The organism is Streptomyces sp. NBC_01431 (genome assembly GCF_036231355.1).
Classification (GTDB): Bacteria; Actinomycetota; Actinomycetes; order Streptomycetales; family Streptomycetaceae; genus Streptomyces.
In genome coordinates, this window is the sequence record NZ_CP109496.1 from 6733956 (window position 1) to 6749358 (window position 15403).

The window sequence follows — 15403 nt, forward strand, 5'->3', positions numbered from 1 at the left end:
GAGCACCGCCTTGACCAGCGCGCCACGCCCCCGCACCTCCACCCGCGACCCCGAGGACGTCGGCCGCCGGCTCACCGGCTGGCTCGACGCCCGGCTGCCCGGCGCACGCGTCACCGGCATCCGGGTGCCGTCGTCCAACGGCATGTCGAGCGAGACCCTCCTCTTCGACATCGAGCACCCCGAAACCCCGGTCCGCGCCTGCGCCCTGCGGCTCGCCGCCGACCCGGCCGCGTACACCGTCTTCCCCGTGTACGACATGGCCGGCCAGCACCGCGTGATGCGCCTGGTCGCGGAGCACACCGACGTACCCGTGCCCCGGGTCCGGTGGCTGGAAGAGGACCCCGGGCCGCTCGGCGCGCCGTTCTTCGTGATGGACCGGGCCGAGGGGCGCGTACCGCCGGACGTCATGCCCTATACGTACGAAGGCAATTGGCTGTACGAGGCCACCGACGCCGAACGCGCCCGCCTCCAGGACGCCACCGTCTCAGTGATCGCCCGGCTGCACGACCAATTCCCGCCCGGGGAAGCCGAGTTCCTGCTTCCGGGCGGCAAGGGTTCGGCGCTGAGCCGTCATGTCGGGGCCCAACGGGACTACTACGAATGGGTGGTTGACGGGGTGCCGCGTTCCCCGCTCATAGAGGCGGCTTTCGACTGGCTCGACGCGCACTGGCCCGAGGACGAAGGTTCCGCCGTCCTCAACTGGGGCGACGCCCGCATCGGAAACATCGTCTACGACGGTTTCGAACCCGTGGCCGTGCTCGACTGGGAGATGGCCGCCTGCGGCCCGCGCGAACTCGACCTCGGCTGGACCGTCTATCTGCACCGTTTCTTCCAGGACTTGACGGTGAGTTTCGGCCAGCGGGGCCTCCCCGGCTTTCTGCGGCGCGAGGACATCGAGCGGCGCTACGCCCAACTCACCGGTCACACCCCGCGCGACATGGACTTCCACATCTTGTACGCGGCGCTGCGGCACGCTGTCGTCATGCTGAGGGTCGCCTACCGGCAATTGCACTTCGGCGAGGTCGAACCGCCCGCGGACCCGGACGCGCTGATCCTGCACCGGGCCAGTCTGGAGGCCATGGTGCTCGGTACGTACTGGAGTTGAGTGTTCGCCGGCTCAGCGGCCGGACGCGCCTTCGGCGTCGTCCGGTCCACCGGTCTGCCGCGCGCTCAGGCGGCGCGGCGCATCCGCGGCACGCGCATCGGGCGCGAGCCCGGACCGCCGACGTGCGAGAAGGGCTGGGTGCGCCAGTCGAGCCCCTGGGGGAGCGTGAGCAGCAGCGCGGTGTCCTGCTCCTGGACGTCGAGCGACTCGTCCGCCGCCTCCGCGTCCCTCGCGGCGCGCCCGGTCCCGGCACAGACCGTCAGGACGAACGGGTTCCACGGGCTCGGGCACAGCGCGTGCTCGGGCAGCTCGTCCTCGTCGGCGAGCAGGGCGATCGGCTGCGCGCAGTCCGGGCAGATCACCCGGTACATCTCGAAGGTGTCGTAGGCGTCGAGCGAGTCCTCCTCGTCGATGAACTCGCTGATATCGACAGGCTCCGGTTCGCTGCGTTCGCGTTCCATACGGGTGCGCTTGGGATTCTGCATTGGGACACTCCCCCTCGGGTGGGCCGGCATGTGCGCCGTGGCCGCGACCAAAGCAAGCACTTCCCGCCACGCCCGGGCGGTAACCACGCGGGCCCCCGCGACCCTTCCGCAAACCTGTGGCGTTCGTCACATGCCGCCCGCAGGTGCCGATTCCCGCGCCGTCCGACTGTGCCGGAAGCGACCTGGGGCAATAGGTTGATCGCCATGGAGGAGCTGGACCGTCAGATCGTGGATCTGCTCGTCAAGGACGGGCGGATGAGCTACACCGACCTGGGCAAGGCCACCGGCCTGTCCACCTCGGCGGTGCACCAGCGGGTACGCCGTCTCGAACAGCGCGGGGTCATCCGCGGATACGCCGCCGTCGTGGACCCCGAGGCGGTGGGCCTGCCGCTGACCGCGTTCATCTCGGTGAAACCCTTCGACCCCAGTGCCCCCGACGACATCGCGGAGCGCCTGGCGGGCGTACCGGAGCTGGAGGCCTGCCACAGCGTGGCCGGGGACGAGAACTACATCCTCAAGGTGCGGGTGGCGACGCCGCTGGAGCTGGAGCACCTGCTGACCCGCATCCGCACCCTGGCCGGCGTCTCGACCCGCACGACCGTCGTCCTGTCCACCCCGTACGAGGCGCGGCCGCCGCGTATCTAGCGGGTGTCGCGCGGGCCCCGACCCCGGCCGGGGCCCACCGGACGCCCGCCTAGGCTGTCCCTCATGAGTTCCGCGACTGAAGAGACCGCCCAGCGCACCGTCCTGCTGCGCGGCGGCGACGTGCACAGTCCCGCCGACCCCTTCGCCACCGCGATGGTGGTCGAACGCGGACACGTCGCCTGGGTGGGCTCGGAGGGCGCCGCGGACGCCTTCGCCTCCGGTGTCGACGAGGTCGTGGACCTCGAAGGCGCTCTGGTCACTCCCGCGTTCACCGACGCGCATGTGCACACCACCGCCACCGGTCTCGCCCTGACCGGCCTCGACCTCTCCTCGGCCCGCACCCTCGCCGAGGCCCTCGACGCCGTACGCGCCCACGCGGCCGCCCGCCCCGACGACGACGTACTCCTGGGCAACGGCTGGGACGAGAGCCGCTGGCCGGAGCGCAGGGCCCCGCGCCGAGCCGAACTCGACGAGGCGACTGGCGGTCGCCCGCTCTACCTCCCGCGCATCGACGTGCACTCCGCCGTCGTCACCACCGCCCTCCTGGACCGGGTGCGCGGCGTCCGTGACCTCGCCGGTTTCCGCGACGGTGAGCCGCTGACCGGGATCGCACATCACGCGGTCAGGGGCGCCGCGCACCGCGCGATCACCCCCCGGCAGCGGGCCGAGGCCCAGCGTGCCGCGCTCGCCCGCGCCGCCTCACTCGGCATCGGCACCGTCCATGAGTGCGGTGGCCCGGAGATCTCCGACGAGGCGGACCTCACCGCGCTGCTCGAACTCGCCCGCGCCGAGCGGGGACCGCGCGTCTTCGGCTACTGGGCCGACCTGGTGGCCAGTGCCGAGGACGCCGGTCGCATCCGCGAACTCGGCGCGATCGGCGCGGCCGGCGACCTCTTCGTGGACGGCTCGATCGGCTCCCGTACGGCCTGCCTGCACGCCCCCTACGAGGACGTTCCGCACACCGGCGCCGCCCACCTGGACGCCGCCGACGTCGCCGCCCATGTGGCCGCCTGCACCGAGGCGGGGCTCCAGGCCGGCTTCCACGCCATCGGCGACGCCGCCGTCAGCGCGGTGGTCGAGGGCGTCCGGGCCGCCGCCGAGAAGGTCGGCCTGCCCCGCGTCCGGGCCGCCCGGCACCGCGTGGAGCACGCCGAGATGCTCACCCCCGCCACCGTCGCCGCCTTCGCCGAGCTCGGCCTCACCGCCTCCGTGCAGCCTGCCTTCGACGCTCTGTGGGGCGGCGACGAGGGCATGTACGCCGACCGGCTCGGCGTCGAGCGGGCCCGCACCCTCAACCCGTACGCGGCGCTGCTGCGGGCCGGGGTGCCGCTCGCGTTCGGCTCCGACGCCCCGGTGACCCCGCTGGACCCGTGGGGGACCGTCCGCGCCGCCGCCTTCCATCGCACCCTCGACCACCGGATCTCGGCCCGCGCCGCCTTCACCGCCCACACCCGGGGCGGCTGGCGCGCGATCGGCCGGGACGACGCGGGCATCCTGGTGCCCGGCGCTCCGGCCGACTACGCGGTCTGGCGCGCCGAGGAGCTCGTGGTCCAGGCCCCGGACGACCGGGTGGCCCGGTGGTCCACCGACCCGCGCTCGGGCACTCCGGGCCTGCCCGACCTCACCCCGGGCACCGCCCTGCCGGTCTGTCTGCGCACCGTAGTGTTCGGACAAACGGTATTCGCGCGGCCGAACGAGTGACATAGGGACATTTCGTACCGTTGATGGGCGGCCGTCACGGCATCGCCACGACCTGCGGATCTTCGGCCATGACCTGGCGATTTGTGAAAACGCCGCAGCTCAAACGGCTGTTGACAGAAAGCGGCCAGGGGCCGGTAGGTTCGGCCGAGTCCACCACAGGACGTCCGACCGGTTAAGCCTCCACGCAGTCGTCGAACGCCGCTGGGTCATGGGGTGGTGTGCCGCACCGGCACACCACCACTGGGAGCCAGGTTCAGCGCCCGCGCCTCGGGGGCGAGGGAAGGTTTCAGCCGGGCGGCCGTCCCCCCAGCCCACGGCGGGCCCAGGGGACGGTGCGACCCGGGTGGGGCCCGGACGCTCAGTAGACAACGGCTTTCGGTTGGCCCGCAGCCAGCGGGTCCCAGGTCGGCCCGAAGGGCGCCGGGCCCCGGTACCGACCCCGTTCCGCGGCACCCGGCATACCGGCGGATCTCCGCCGCCATCCGGGCGCATCCGACACCACACACCCTCGCGGTGCGGCCTGATCGTGACCGCTCGCTATGGTGGTCCCCTGCGTACGGACAATAAGGGGCAGCAGTGAACGACGGCGGTCAGAGGCGGTACGGCCCGCTGGGCAGAGCCTTGGTGATCATTCCGACCTACAACGAGGCGGAGAACATCAAGCCGATCGTCGCCCGCGTCAGAGCGGCGGTCCCCGAGGCCCACGTTCTGGTCGCCGACGACAACAGCCCCGACGGCACGGGCAAGTTCGCGGACGAGATCGCGGCCGACGACGAGCAGGTCCACGTCCTGCACCGCAAGGGCAAGGAAGGCCTCGGCGCGGCCTATCTGGCGGGCTTCCGCTGGGGCATCGAGCACGACTACGGCGTCCTCGTCGAGATGGACGCCGACGGCTCCCACCAGCCCGAGGAACTGCCCCGGCTGCTCACCGCCCTCAAGGGCGCCGATCTGGTGCTGGGATCGCGCTGGGTGCCCGGCGGCCGGATCGTGAACTGGCCCAAGTACCGCGAGTTCATCTCGCGCGGCGGCTCCACCTACTCGCGGCTGCTGCTCGGCGTCCCGATCCGCGACGTGACCGGCGGCTACCGGGCCTTCAGGCGCGAGACCCTCGAGGGCCTCGGCCTGGACGAGGTCGCCTCCGCCGGCTACTGCTTCCAGGTCGACCTGGCCCGCCGGGCGGTCGGTGCGGGCTTCCACGTCGTGGAGGTCCCCATCACGTTCATCGAGCGCGAACGCGGCGACTCCAAGATGAGCAACGACATCCTGGTCGAGGCGCTCTGGCGGGTCACCGCCTGGGGCGTCGGCTCGCGCGCCAACAAACTCCTGGGCCGCAAACCCTCATGACCAGCGCCGACTGATCTCCTCCTTACGCCGTACGGATCGGCTGCCAGGCACACTGGGAACATGACGACCGGCACTCCGCCTCCGACAGTTCCCAATCGCTCGCGCGCACGCACCTTCGTACCTCTGGGGATCGCCGCCTGGCTGGTCCTGGAGATCTGGCTGCTCACCGTGGTGGCCGGTGCCACCAGCGGCCTCACCGTCGTACTGCTGCTGATCGGCGGCTTCATGCTCGGTGGATACGTCATCAAACGGGCCGGGCGCCGTGCTTTCAGCAAGCTGACCGAGGCGTTCAAGGAGCAGCAGTCCGGGGCCGCCCCCGCCGCCGCCAAGTCGGGCGGCGAGGGCAACGCTCTGACCATGCTGGGCGGTCTGCTGCTGATCATCCCCGGCTTCCTCTCGGATGCGGTGGGGCTGCTGTGCCTGGTCCCGCCGGTACGGAAGTTCGCGGTCCGCTACGTCGAGCGCTCGCTGGACAAGCGGATGCGGACGGCCCCTCCCGGCAGCTTCGGTGACGCCTTCCAGCAGGCCCGCATCCACTACCCGGACGGCAAGGTCGTACCCGGCGAGGTCATCCGGAACGACGCCCCCGCGCGCGAGGACCGGAGCCCCCGCCCGCCGCTGACTCCCTGAACAGCCCAGGCATCACAGGCAAAAGCTGAGGGCCGGTCACACCAGGTGGTGTGACCGGCCCTCAGCTTTTGTGTGCTGTGTCGCCGAACTGCGCGACTAGGCGGACTTGCGGCTGTCGCGCGGATGCACGGCAATGTTCATGGTGCCGGAACGAAGGACCTCCAGCCTCTCGGCCAGAACCTCCTCCAGCTCCTCGCGGGTGCGCCGCTCCATGAGCATGTCCCAGTGCGTACGCGCGGGCTTGCCCTTCTTCTCTTCAGGGCCGTCGCCGTCCACCAGGAGTGCGGGGGCCCCGCAGACCTTGCACTCCCACTCCGGCGGAATCTCCGCCTCCACCGAGAAGGGCATCTCAAAGCGATGTCCCTTCTCGCATGCGTACTCCACGGCCTGGCGCGGGGCCAGATCGATGCCGCGGTCGGTCTCGTAGCTGGTCACCACGAGGCGCGTGCCGCGAAGAGCTCGCTCACTCATGAATCGTGCCTCCCGGGCTTGTCGCCCACAGGACAGGTGTCACTGTCGTCGTCATCCGGTCAACGTCCGGTCGGCGGTAAAGATTCCCGTTCTGGGTCATGCGTCGCCGTCGTGCCGCCCCTTGTTGTACCCACCAGTGACCGGTTTGTCACATCTGACAGCAGATGTCACCCAGCGTCTTCTCTACTTGAGCACGCAGTAACGGTCCGCCTGGCAGGCCAAAGGCGTACACTACCGGCCTTTCACTTCAACGTCTAAATCCGCGCCGGAACAGGGTTTCCGGCGGCGGCGACAGCGGCCCGCACCGGCACCCTGGCGAGCAGCACGAATCCGGCCGCGAAGAACACCACCAGCGAGATGATCGCATCCCGGTAGCTGCCGGTCAGCTGATACGCGAGACCGAACACCAATGGCCCCAGCCAGCTCAGCCCCCGGTCGCTCATCTCGTAGGCCGAGAAGTACTCGGCCTCCTTGCCGCTCGGAACCATGTGTGAGAAAAGCGACCTCGACAGGGCCTGGCTGCCGCCGAGTACCGTTCCGATCGCCCCCGCCAGCACGAAGAAGAGGACCGGGTGACGGGCCGGCAGGAAGAAGCCGACCCCCAGGATCACCGTCCAGACGGCGAGCGAGCCCAGGATCGTGAGCTTCGCCCCGTACGTCTGGGCAAGGCGCCCCATCCCGAGCGCGCCCGCCACCGCCAGGACCTGCACGAGCAGCACGGCCACGATGAGTGTGTTCTGGTCGAGCCCGAGTTCCTCGGATCCGTAGATCGAAGCCTGCGAAATCACTGTCTGCACACCGTCGTTGTAGATGAGGTACGCGGCCAGGAAGGCGAGCGTCAGCGGGCGGGCGCGCATGTCCCGCAGTGTCGCGATCAGCTGCCGCCAGCCCGCGCCGACCTTCCCGTCGGCCGCCGGCCCCGCCACCGCGCGGTCGCGCAGCCGCCTGAGCGGTACGAGGGTGAACGCACCCCACCAGATGCCGGCCGACGCCAGACAGATCCGTACCGCCGTCGACTCGGAGACGCCGAAGCCGTCGTGGCCCGAGTAGAGGATCAGGTTGAGGACGAGGACGCCGGCGCCCGAGGTGTAGCCGAAGGCCCAGCCCCGCGAGGAGACCCGGTCGCGTTCCTCGGGGCCCGCGATCTGCGGCAGATAGGCGTTGTAGAGGACCATCGACACCGACAGCGAGGCGTTCGCCACGATCAGCAGGACCGCGCCCAGCAGATAGCGGTGCCCGTCCAGGAAGAACATCCCGGCCGTCGCGGCCGCGCCCGTGTAGGCGGCGGCCGCCAGGAGCGGCTTCTTGCGGCCGCGGCGGTCGGCGGCCGCCCCCACGATCGGCATGAGGACCACCGCGAGGAGCACCGACGCGGACACGGCGTACGCGAAGAGCGAGCCCGCGCGCACCGGGATCCCCAGCGGACGCACGAACCCGTCGGGGTCCGCCGCCGACTTGGCGATCGAGGTCAGATAGGGGCCGAGGAACACCGTGAGCACGCTCGTCGAATACACCGAGCAGGCGAAGTCGTAGAAGTACCAGCCGCGTTGTTCCCGTTTGCGGTCGGCCCGGCTCACCGGCTGTTCCGCCCGGCCCGTGATCTCAGAGATCTCGGCGCTCATCCCGCGTCCCCCCGCTCGTGGCCGTACGCGAGCGGGGGCCGCGGGGGGTCAGTGCCAGACTCCCCGGTCGGTCAGTACCGTGCGCAGTGTCTCCAGATGATCGGTCATGATGCCATCCACACCAAGGTCGAGAAGAGCTCTCATCCGATCGGGATCGTTGACCGTCCAGACGTGGACCTGCAGGCCGAGCGCGTGCGCGGTCCGCACGAAGCGGTGGTCGACCACCGGGATGCCGCTCTGGCGCTCGGGCACTTGCGCGCTGACGGCGCCCGGCCGCAGCGGCACCCGAATCCCGTAGGAGCGCAGCCGCAGCGCCGCGACCCCGCGCACGCCGTACGACGTGGCAAGGCGCGGCCCCGCGAGCCGGTGCGCCCGCGCGACCCGGGCCTCCGAGAACGAGCCGACGCAGACCCGGTCCCAGGTGCCGGTGCGTCGGATCAGGTCCACCAGCGGGGCGAGCGCGGACTCGGCCTTGAGGTCGACGTTCCAGCGGGCCTGCGGGAAGGCCTCCAGGAGTTCCTCGAACAGCGGCAGCGGCTCACGGCCGGCCACCCGGGCCCGCCGCACCTCGGCCCAGGGCAGCTCGGCGATCCTTCCCCCGGCGTCGGTGACGCGGTCGAGTGTCGGGTCGTGGAAGGCGACCAGGCGCCCGTCGGACGTGGTGTGCACATCGGTCTCGAAGTATCGGTAGCCCGCCGCGGCCGCCCGTGCGAAGGCGGCCGCGGTGTTCTCGATGCCGTCCGCCGCCCCGCCGCGGTGGGCGAAGGGGATCGGCATCGGGTGGTCCAGATAGGGGTGGCGTACGCGAGTCACCCGGGAAGTATGGCGCGCTCCGGTGTCGCCCCCGCGACGACCGCGCTTCCCGCGGGCGGCGGGGACGTGACGGTGGGGCCGGACGCGCCCTCGCGGGCCGGTTCGGGGATCGCGAAGACGCGGAGGAAGAACTGGGCGAGCGGCCCGATCGACAGCGCGTAGAGGACTGTCCCGATGCCGAGCGAGCCGCCGAGCAGGAAGCCGCTCGCCACGACGACCACCTCAAGTCCCGTGCGCACGAGCCGAATTGAGCGGCCGGTCGCCTTGTGCAGGCCAGTCATCAGCCCATCCCGCGGCCCGGGGCCGAAGCGGGCCGAGATGTAGAGGCCGGTCGCCACGCCGTTGCAGACGATGGCCCCGGCCATGAGCGGAACCTGGGCGAGCAGACCGTGTGCGTCCGGCACGACGGCGAGCGTTCCGTCCATGAAGACGCCGATCGCGAAGACATTGGAGACGGTGCCGAGTCCCGGCCGCTGCCGGATCGGGATCCACAGCAGCAGGACCGCCGCGCCGACGATGATGGATACGACACCGATGGAGAGGCCGGTGTGCCGGGCGAGACCCTGGTGCAGCACTCCCCACGGTTCGAGGCCGAGCCCCGCGCGGACGAGCAGCCCGGAGCTGACGCCGTACAACGCGAGGCCGACATAGAGCTGCAGCAGCCTCCGCGTGAGGTGCGTGGACAAGGTGATGCCCCCTGGATGGATCCTGTGTGGTGGAAGTGGACTGACCCATGACACTCTGTGGCGGGGAAATGGACTCCGACCATGGCCAATTCGAGGAAGGTGGACTGACTTCATGGCTCAGTGGACCTCGGCGATCGGGCCGGCCCAGCTCGCCCGTCAGCTCAAGGCGCAGCAGCCCCGCCCGGCCGGTGCGGGGCTGCGCAAACCGCCCGCCTACCGGGCGCTGGCCGACGGCATCCGGCTGCTCGTTCTCGAAGGCCGGGTCCCGGCCGCCGCCCGGCTGCCCGCCGAGCGCGAACTGGCCCTCGCCCTGTCGGTGAGCCGCACGACGGTCGCCGCCGCCTACGAGGCGCTGCGCGCCGAGGGCTTCCTCGAATCAAGACGCGGCGCCGGCAGCTGGACCGCCGTGCCCGCCGGGCACCCGCTGCCCGGCCGCGGCCTCGAACCGCTCCCGCCCGAGCAACTCGGCTCGATGATCGACCTGGGCTGCGCGGCCCTGCCCGCCCCCGAGCCCTGGCTGACCCGGGCGGTGCAGGGCGCGCTGGAAGAGCTCCCGCCGTACGCGCACACCCATGGCGACTACCCGGCCGGGCTGCCTGCCCTGCGCCAGATGCTCGCCGAGCGCTACACCGCGCGCGGCATCCCGACGATGCCGGAGCAGATCATGGTGACGACGGGTGCGATGGGTGCGATGGACGCCATCTGCCATCTGTTCGCCGGTCGCGGTGAACGCGTCGCCGTCGAATCGCCCTCGTACGCCAACATCCTTCAGCTCATGCGCGAGGCGGGCGCCCGCCTGGTGCCCATCGCCATGGCGGAGGGGCTGACCGGCTGGGACCTGCCGCGCTGGCGCCAGGTGCTCAGGGACGCCGCGCCCCGGCTCGCCTACGTCGTCGCCGACTTCCACAACCCCACCGGCGCGCTCGCCGACGAGGACCAGCGGCGCCAGCTGGTGGACGCCGCCCGCTCGGCCGGAACCGTGCTCGTCGTAGACGAGACGATGAGCGAGCTGTGGCTCGACGAGGACGTGGACATGCCGCGCCCGGTCTGCGCGTTCGACCCGGCCGGGGCCACGGTGCTCACGGTTGGCTCGGCGAGCAAGGCGTTCTGGGCGGGCATGCGCATCGGCTGGGTGCGGGCCGCCCCCGACGTCATCCGTTCCCTCGTCGCGGCCCGCGCGTACGCCGATCTGGGCACCCCGGTGCTGGAGCAGCTGGCCGTCAACTGGCTTATGGCGACGGGTGGTTGGGAGCAGGCCGTCGACATCCGCCGGGCCCAGGCCCGCGAGAACCGCGACGCGCTGGTCGCGGCGGTGCGCCGGGAGCTCCCCGACTGGGAGTTCCACGTGCCACACGGCGGCCTCACCCTGTGGGTCCGCACGGGCGGTCTCTCGGGATCCCGCCTGGCCGAGGTCGGCGAACGGGTCGGCGTACGGGTGCCTTCCGGACCCCGCTTCGGCGTCGACGGCGCCTTCGAAGGCTACGTCCGGCTGCCGTTCACGGTGGGCGGCCCGGTCGCCGAGGAAGCCGCGGTACGGCTCGCGGCGGCGGCCCGGCTGGTGGAGACGGGCGGCGGCTCGGGGAGCGCGGAGCCGCCGCCGCGGACGTTCGTGGCCTGAGGGTGTGGGGCGGGGCTGAGGGTCCAACGGCCCAGCGGATCCCGAAATGTGTCGGACGCGGAGGCCCGATCCGTCACCCCTCCGCCGGAACCGCCTCCACCGGCGGTGTCTCCCGGGAGGTCGCCTCCACCGGCACGTCGCGGGCGGGCAGCAGGTCCAGGACCGCCTGGCGATGGGCTTCCGTCGTCGCGTCGTCGTACGGGTCGGGGGTGGCGGGGACCTGGAGCCGCAGGACCGGTCCCGTGCCCAGGCGGGCGTAGCCGCGGCCCGGCGGGACGTCGGGGGTGGGGGTGGTGTGCGGCGGGGTGCCGAGGACCGACTCGACCTGGGCCAGGGACGCGGGGCCGAGGACGACGCGGGCCCGGGTGTGGGAGCGTACGGGCTCGGTCAGATCGTCCAGGGTGTCGAACTGTTCCGCGACGACCACCGTCACCCCGGCCGCCCGGCCGTGCCGGAGCGGGACCTGGAGCAGGTGCTGCGGGTCGGTGCGGCCGTCGGCCGCGGCCAGGTCGGCGAAGACGCTGGGGCGGTCGAGGAGGATCCACAGCGGCCGCTTGGTGTCCTCGGGAGCCGGGTGGCCGGCCTGGCGGGCCCGGTTGGCGCAGATCAGGCGCCGCTCGGTCTCGTGCGAGGCCCACTCCAGGGTGGCCAGCGCCCCGGCGAGCCCGCATTCTACGGCGAGGACGCCCGAGCGGCCCGTCAGGCAGGCGTACTCCCCGGTGCCGCTGCCCTCGACGATCAGCACGTCGCCGTCCTTGAGGGCCTGGAGGGCGATGGAGCGGAGCAGGGTCGTGGTGCCCGTGCCGGGCCGGCCGACGACCAGGAGGTGGGGCTCGGTGGAGCGCGGCCCGGTGCGCCAGACCACCGGCGGGGCGTCGTGGCTCCCGTCGCCCGCGATCACCGGAACGGTGCGCCGCACGGCGTCGGCGTCGGTGAAGCCGAGGACGGTCTCGCCGGGGGAGGTCACGAAGCGCTGGGCGGCGATCGAGGTGGGCAGCGCGTCCAGGACGCTCATGACGAGCTGGTTGCCCTCCTCGTCCCAGGCGAAGTGGTATTCGCGGCCACGGCCCGACTTGGCGTGCAGGAGTTGCTCGATACGGGCGCGCGAGGCGGCCTCGCCGTCGGTGAAGTACGCCGGGTAGCGCACCCGGAGCCGGGTCGGGCGGCCGCTGTCGTCGAACTCGTGGTCGCTGAAGGCCTTGTCCCACTCGCCGCCGTGGGAGAACAGCGGGGCCGGGTCCTCCGGTACGGAGAAATACGGCACGAGTGCCTCGTAGAGGGACTGGAGCCGGGCGAGCTCCGCCTCGTCGGGACCCGTCTTGACGACCGGTTTCTCGCGGCCCTTCCAGGCGGCCGCGCCCATCACCGTGATCAGGGCGAGCAGCGGCCCGTACGGAATGAGCGCGACGACCAGGACCACGGCCGCCGTCAGGAACAGCGCGGGACCACGCCGTTCCTTGGGGGTGGCGGCCCATTTGGCGCGCAGGGCGGCGCCGATCACCCGCAGGCCGCGGGTGATCGTGATGAGCGGATGAAGGACGTCGGTGGCGCTGTCGGCGGCCGTGCGCGCGATTTCGCGGCTGCGAGCGATCGGTGCGCTGTAGCTGCTCAGAATGCGGGGGAGCGGTCGCCGGGCCACGTCGTTCTCCTGGTGTCGATTGTGCAGTTGTGCGCAGGACAGCGGGAATTCAGAACTTGATCCCGCCCAGCAGACCGGCGAGGCTCGCGCCTCCCGCCGTGATGCTCGGGGCGATCGCGGTGCCGGCGAGGTAGAAGCCGAAGAGCGCGCAGACGAACGCGTGCGAGGCCTTGAGCCCGTCTTTGCGGAAGAAGAGGAAGACGATGATTCCGAGCAGCACCACACCTGAGATGGAAAGGATCATTTCGGGATCTCCTGGTTGTCGGGACAGTCACCATGAGTCCTTCCAGGCTCACAGGAAGTATCTATGCGATAAAAGGTGCGAATGGGTGAAACATCCCCAATTTCACTGGGGTGGCGGATACGAAAAGCCGACCGGAGCGGGACACTGTGCGCCCACCATCGCGGAACTCGTCACTCCCGGTGATCTTTGCCGCCGACCGGCCGCCTCATGTCGGCCGCTGGCCAGTACCCTGTCGATTCACTCGTACGGCGCAGTTGCCGCGCGGGTTTGTTCCGTTGCCCCGTAAGGAGTTTTCGATGAGTGAGGAACTCGATCCCGAGGTGGTCGAGCTGGCGTCCAAGGTCTTCGACCTGGCTCGCCACGGAGACGCCGAAGCGCTCGCCGCGTACGTCGACGCCGGGGTGCCCGTGAACCTCACCAACGACCGCGGGGACTCCCTCGTCATGCTCGCCGCCTACCACGGGCATGCCGAGGCGGTGAGCGCCCTGCTCGCCCGCGGCGCCGACGCCGACCGCGCCAACGACCGCGGCCAGACCCCGCTCGCCGGTGCCGTCTTCAAGGGTGAGGACGCGGTGATCAAGGCCCTGCTCGCCGGCGGAGCCGATCCTTCCGCCGGGACGCCCTCCGCGGTCGACACCGCCCGGATGTTCGGCAAGGCGGAGCTGCTCGCGCTGTTCGGCGCCAACTGAGCGTCCACCAACCGTTTACGGGGGATCCACCGAAGAGCCCGCGGAGAGGGGCGCCGTAAATGTGGTCGCGATGGCGAAATGGCTGGGTCATCATGACGTCGAACCCCTACATCGGGGGCAGGGTCCCTCCATCGGGGACCGCGACGAGAGGCAGGACAATGGTCTACACCAAGCAGAAGACAGCGGGCGGCCCAACATGTTGCTGCGCGGCCTAGGGCAAGGCACGAATCCCGGTTGCGTCGACAGCTTGATGTGAGGCTATTTCCATGTTCGATCCAGTCATAGCGCCGAGCGGCACGTTGCTCGGCCTCCTGCAGCGGGGCCGCGGCGACGGCACCCTGCACGCGCTGGCCGCCCCGCGCGACGAGGCCCTGGCGGCCCTCAACCACTGCGTACTGAGCGACCCCCGCCACGACTGGCAGGTCGAGAACCGCTCCCTGTACTACGCGCGCCTCTACCTGGATCTCGACGGCGGGCTCGACCAGATCGAGCGCCACCTGTTCGGTGCCGAGGACATCCTCGACCCCGAGGACTCCAGGACCGGGCTTGCCCTCGCCGTCCTCGGCCACCTCGCCTCGTACGGCAGGACCGACGCGCTGGCGCTGCTGCGCCGCTACGCCGCGTCCGGCTCGAACTGGGCCTGGGCCCTGGACGAACTGGCGCTGCGCGACGACGACGCGGGCCTGCGCGGCCTCGCCACTTCCGTGCTCGGCCGCTTCCCGGCCACCGCGGAGGGCGACGCGGAGCTCGCCGTCACCGTGCGGGACGCCTATGAGCCGCGTCCCTGGCGGCTGTGGGCGGAGGATCCGCGCGAGAGCGTGGGCGCCCGGGTGCGGGCCGCCCGGGAAACCGGCTCCTTCGACCGCTGGCAGCGCCAGATGCGGCCGTCCGGGCCGCGCCCCGGATGGAGCGTCCAGGCCGTCTTCGACTGGGCGGACCAAGGCCTGGAACGCGGTGCGGTCCTGCATCTGCCCGCGGCCAGGTGCCTCGGCGCGGTCGCCGGACCGGAGGACCGTGACGCCATCATCGAGGCCGCCCGGTGCGGCACCGACGGCGCACGCGGCGCCGCCCTGCACTATCTCGCCGAGTCACGCGACCCCCGCGTACTCGACCTCATCGAAGCCGCCTTCTCGGCGGGACCGGCCGGCTCGCGCACCGCCGCCGAGGCCGCCGTGCACGCCTTCGAGCGGATGTGCGGCCCCGAGGCCGTCGACCGGGCGCGCCGCTGGGTCCAGCGGCCCGACGCACTGGGCGCATCGGCAGCCAGCGTGCTCGCCGCCCGGGGCGAGGCGGGTGACGAGAAGCTGGTGCTCGGCGCGCTCCGCGACACCGTGCGGTCCGAAGGACCCGACGCGCCGCTCCTGAGGGCGCTCGTTGACGGGGCGGGACGGCTCGGCATCGTCTGCGCCGCCCCCGTCCTGCGACACGTGTACCGGGAGACGGCCTCCTCCGAGCTGCGCGGCCGCACCGCCCGTGCGCTCGCCGCCACCGACCCCTCCTTCGCCACCGGATTCGCCGTCGAATGCCTGTGGGACTGCGAGGAGACCACGAGGGAGGTGGCCGCCCAGTACGCCGAGCTCGTGGACGCCCGCGTCGCCGAGCGGCTGCGCAGGCTCGCCGCCGACCCGGCCGAGGAGGCCGAGGTGCAGAGCGCCATCCACGACCGGCTCGGCCCGGACCCGACGGCCGTGTGATCCATGTCTCTCGCGGG

At 71.7% G+C, this 15403-nt stretch carries 15 protein-coding genes; 8 read left to right on the forward strand and 7 right to left on the reverse strand.

Going from position 1 to position 15403, the window contains the following annotated elements:
• Positions 1-10: 10 nt before the first annotated feature.
• On the forward strand, positions 11-1105 hold the full coding sequence (locus OG522_RS30785) for a phosphotransferase family protein (RefSeq protein ID WP_329466302.1): 1095 nt from the start codon (positions 11-13) through the stop codon (positions 1103-1105).
• 65 nt (positions 1106-1170) lie between these two features.
• On the opposite strand, the gene OG522_RS30790 is transcribed toward OG522_RS30785, so the two are convergent.
• Positions 1171-1590, reverse strand: coding sequence for a hypothetical protein (locus OG522_RS30790; protein WP_329466303.1), 420 nt, complete (start codon positions 1588-1590; stop codon positions 1171-1173).
• Between the two features lie 204 nt (positions 1591-1794).
• Here OG522_RS30790 and OG522_RS30795 point away from each other — a divergent pair, with 204 nt between their 5' ends.
• The 4 genes from OG522_RS30795 (at position 1795) to fxsA (ending at position 5910) form a co-directional block, all read left to right on the forward strand.
• Positions 1795-2235, forward strand: coding sequence for an Lrp/AsnC family transcriptional regulator (locus OG522_RS30795; RefSeq protein ID WP_030116435.1), 441 nt, complete (start codon positions 1795-1797; stop codon positions 2233-2235).
• Positions 2236-2298: 63 nt separating this feature from the next.
• Positions 2299-3936: an amidohydrolase gene (locus tag OG522_RS30800; RefSeq protein ID WP_329466304.1), complete on the forward strand. Its 1638-nt coding sequence runs from the start codon at positions 2299-2301 to the stop codon at positions 3934-3936.
• A gap of 576 nt (positions 3937-4512) precedes the next feature.
• Positions 4513-5280, forward strand: a complete 768-nt coding sequence (locus tag OG522_RS30805; RefSeq protein ID WP_329466305.1) for a polyprenol monophosphomannose synthase — start codon at positions 4513-4515, stop codon at positions 5278-5280.
• A gap of 60 nt (positions 5281-5340) precedes the next feature.
• Positions 5341-5910, forward strand: coding sequence for an FxsA family membrane protein (gene fxsA / locus OG522_RS30810; RefSeq protein WP_329466306.1), 570 nt, complete (start codon positions 5341-5343; stop codon positions 5908-5910).
• A 96-nt stretch (positions 5911-6006) separates the two neighbouring features.
• On the opposite strand, the gene OG522_RS30815 is transcribed toward fxsA, so the two are convergent.
• From OG522_RS30815 to yczE, 4 genes are all read right to left on the reverse strand, one after another.
• A complete protein-coding gene (locus OG522_RS30815) occupies positions 6007-6381 on the reverse strand; it encodes an RNA polymerase-binding protein RbpA (RefSeq protein WP_053724453.1) in 375 nt (124 codons plus the stop codon).
• 254 nt (positions 6382-6635) lie between these two features.
• Positions 6636-8003, reverse strand: coding sequence for an MFS transporter (locus tag OG522_RS30820; RefSeq protein ID WP_329466307.1), 1368 nt, complete (start codon positions 8001-8003; stop codon positions 6636-6638).
• A 48-nt stretch (positions 8004-8051) separates the two neighbouring features.
• Positions 8052-8780, reverse strand: a complete 729-nt coding sequence (locus OG522_RS30825) for a glycerophosphodiester phosphodiesterase (RefSeq protein ID WP_443074849.1) — start codon at positions 8778-8780, stop codon at positions 8052-8054.
• A 32-nt stretch (positions 8781-8812) separates the two neighbouring features.
• On the reverse strand, positions 8813-9508 hold the full coding sequence (gene yczE / locus OG522_RS30830) for a membrane protein YczE (protein WP_329467803.1): 696 nt from the start codon (positions 9506-9508) through the stop codon (positions 8813-8815).
• A gap of 106 nt (positions 9509-9614) precedes the next feature.
• Between yczE and OG522_RS30835 the strand changes: the two genes are divergently transcribed.
• Complete coding sequence (locus OG522_RS30835; RefSeq protein ID WP_329466309.1) at positions 9615-11120, forward strand: SCO1417 family MocR-like transcription factor; 1506 nt, start codon at positions 9615-9617, stop codon at positions 11118-11120.
• A 73-nt stretch (positions 11121-11193) separates the two neighbouring features.
• On the opposite strand, the gene OG522_RS30840 is transcribed toward OG522_RS30835, so the two are convergent.
• Positions 11194-12759 carry an ATP-binding protein gene (locus OG522_RS30840; RefSeq protein ID WP_329466310.1) on the reverse strand — a complete coding sequence of 522 codons (1566 nt, stop codon included), beginning with the start codon at positions 12757-12759 and terminating at the stop codon, positions 11194-11196.
• Positions 12760-12808: 49 nt separating this feature from the next.
• Positions 12809-13003 (reverse strand): hypothetical protein, encoded by a 195-nt coding sequence (locus OG522_RS30845; protein ID WP_329466311.1) that lies wholly within the window; start codon positions 13001-13003, stop codon positions 12809-12811.
• Positions 13004-13299: 296 nt separating this feature from the next.
• On the opposite strand from OG522_RS30845, the gene OG522_RS30850 reads away from it, so the two are divergent.
• Together OG522_RS30850 and OG522_RS30855 are read left to right on the forward strand one after the other, a co-directional pair.
• Complete coding sequence (locus OG522_RS30850; protein WP_329466312.1) at positions 13300-13692, forward strand: ankyrin repeat domain-containing protein; 393 nt, start codon at positions 13300-13302, stop codon at positions 13690-13692.
• A 266-nt stretch (positions 13693-13958) separates the two neighbouring features.
• Positions 13959-15386 (forward strand): HEAT repeat domain-containing protein, encoded by a 1428-nt coding sequence (locus OG522_RS30855; protein WP_329466313.1) that lies wholly within the window; start codon positions 13959-13961, stop codon positions 15384-15386.
• The last annotated feature ends 17 nt before the right edge of the window (positions 15387-15403 follow it).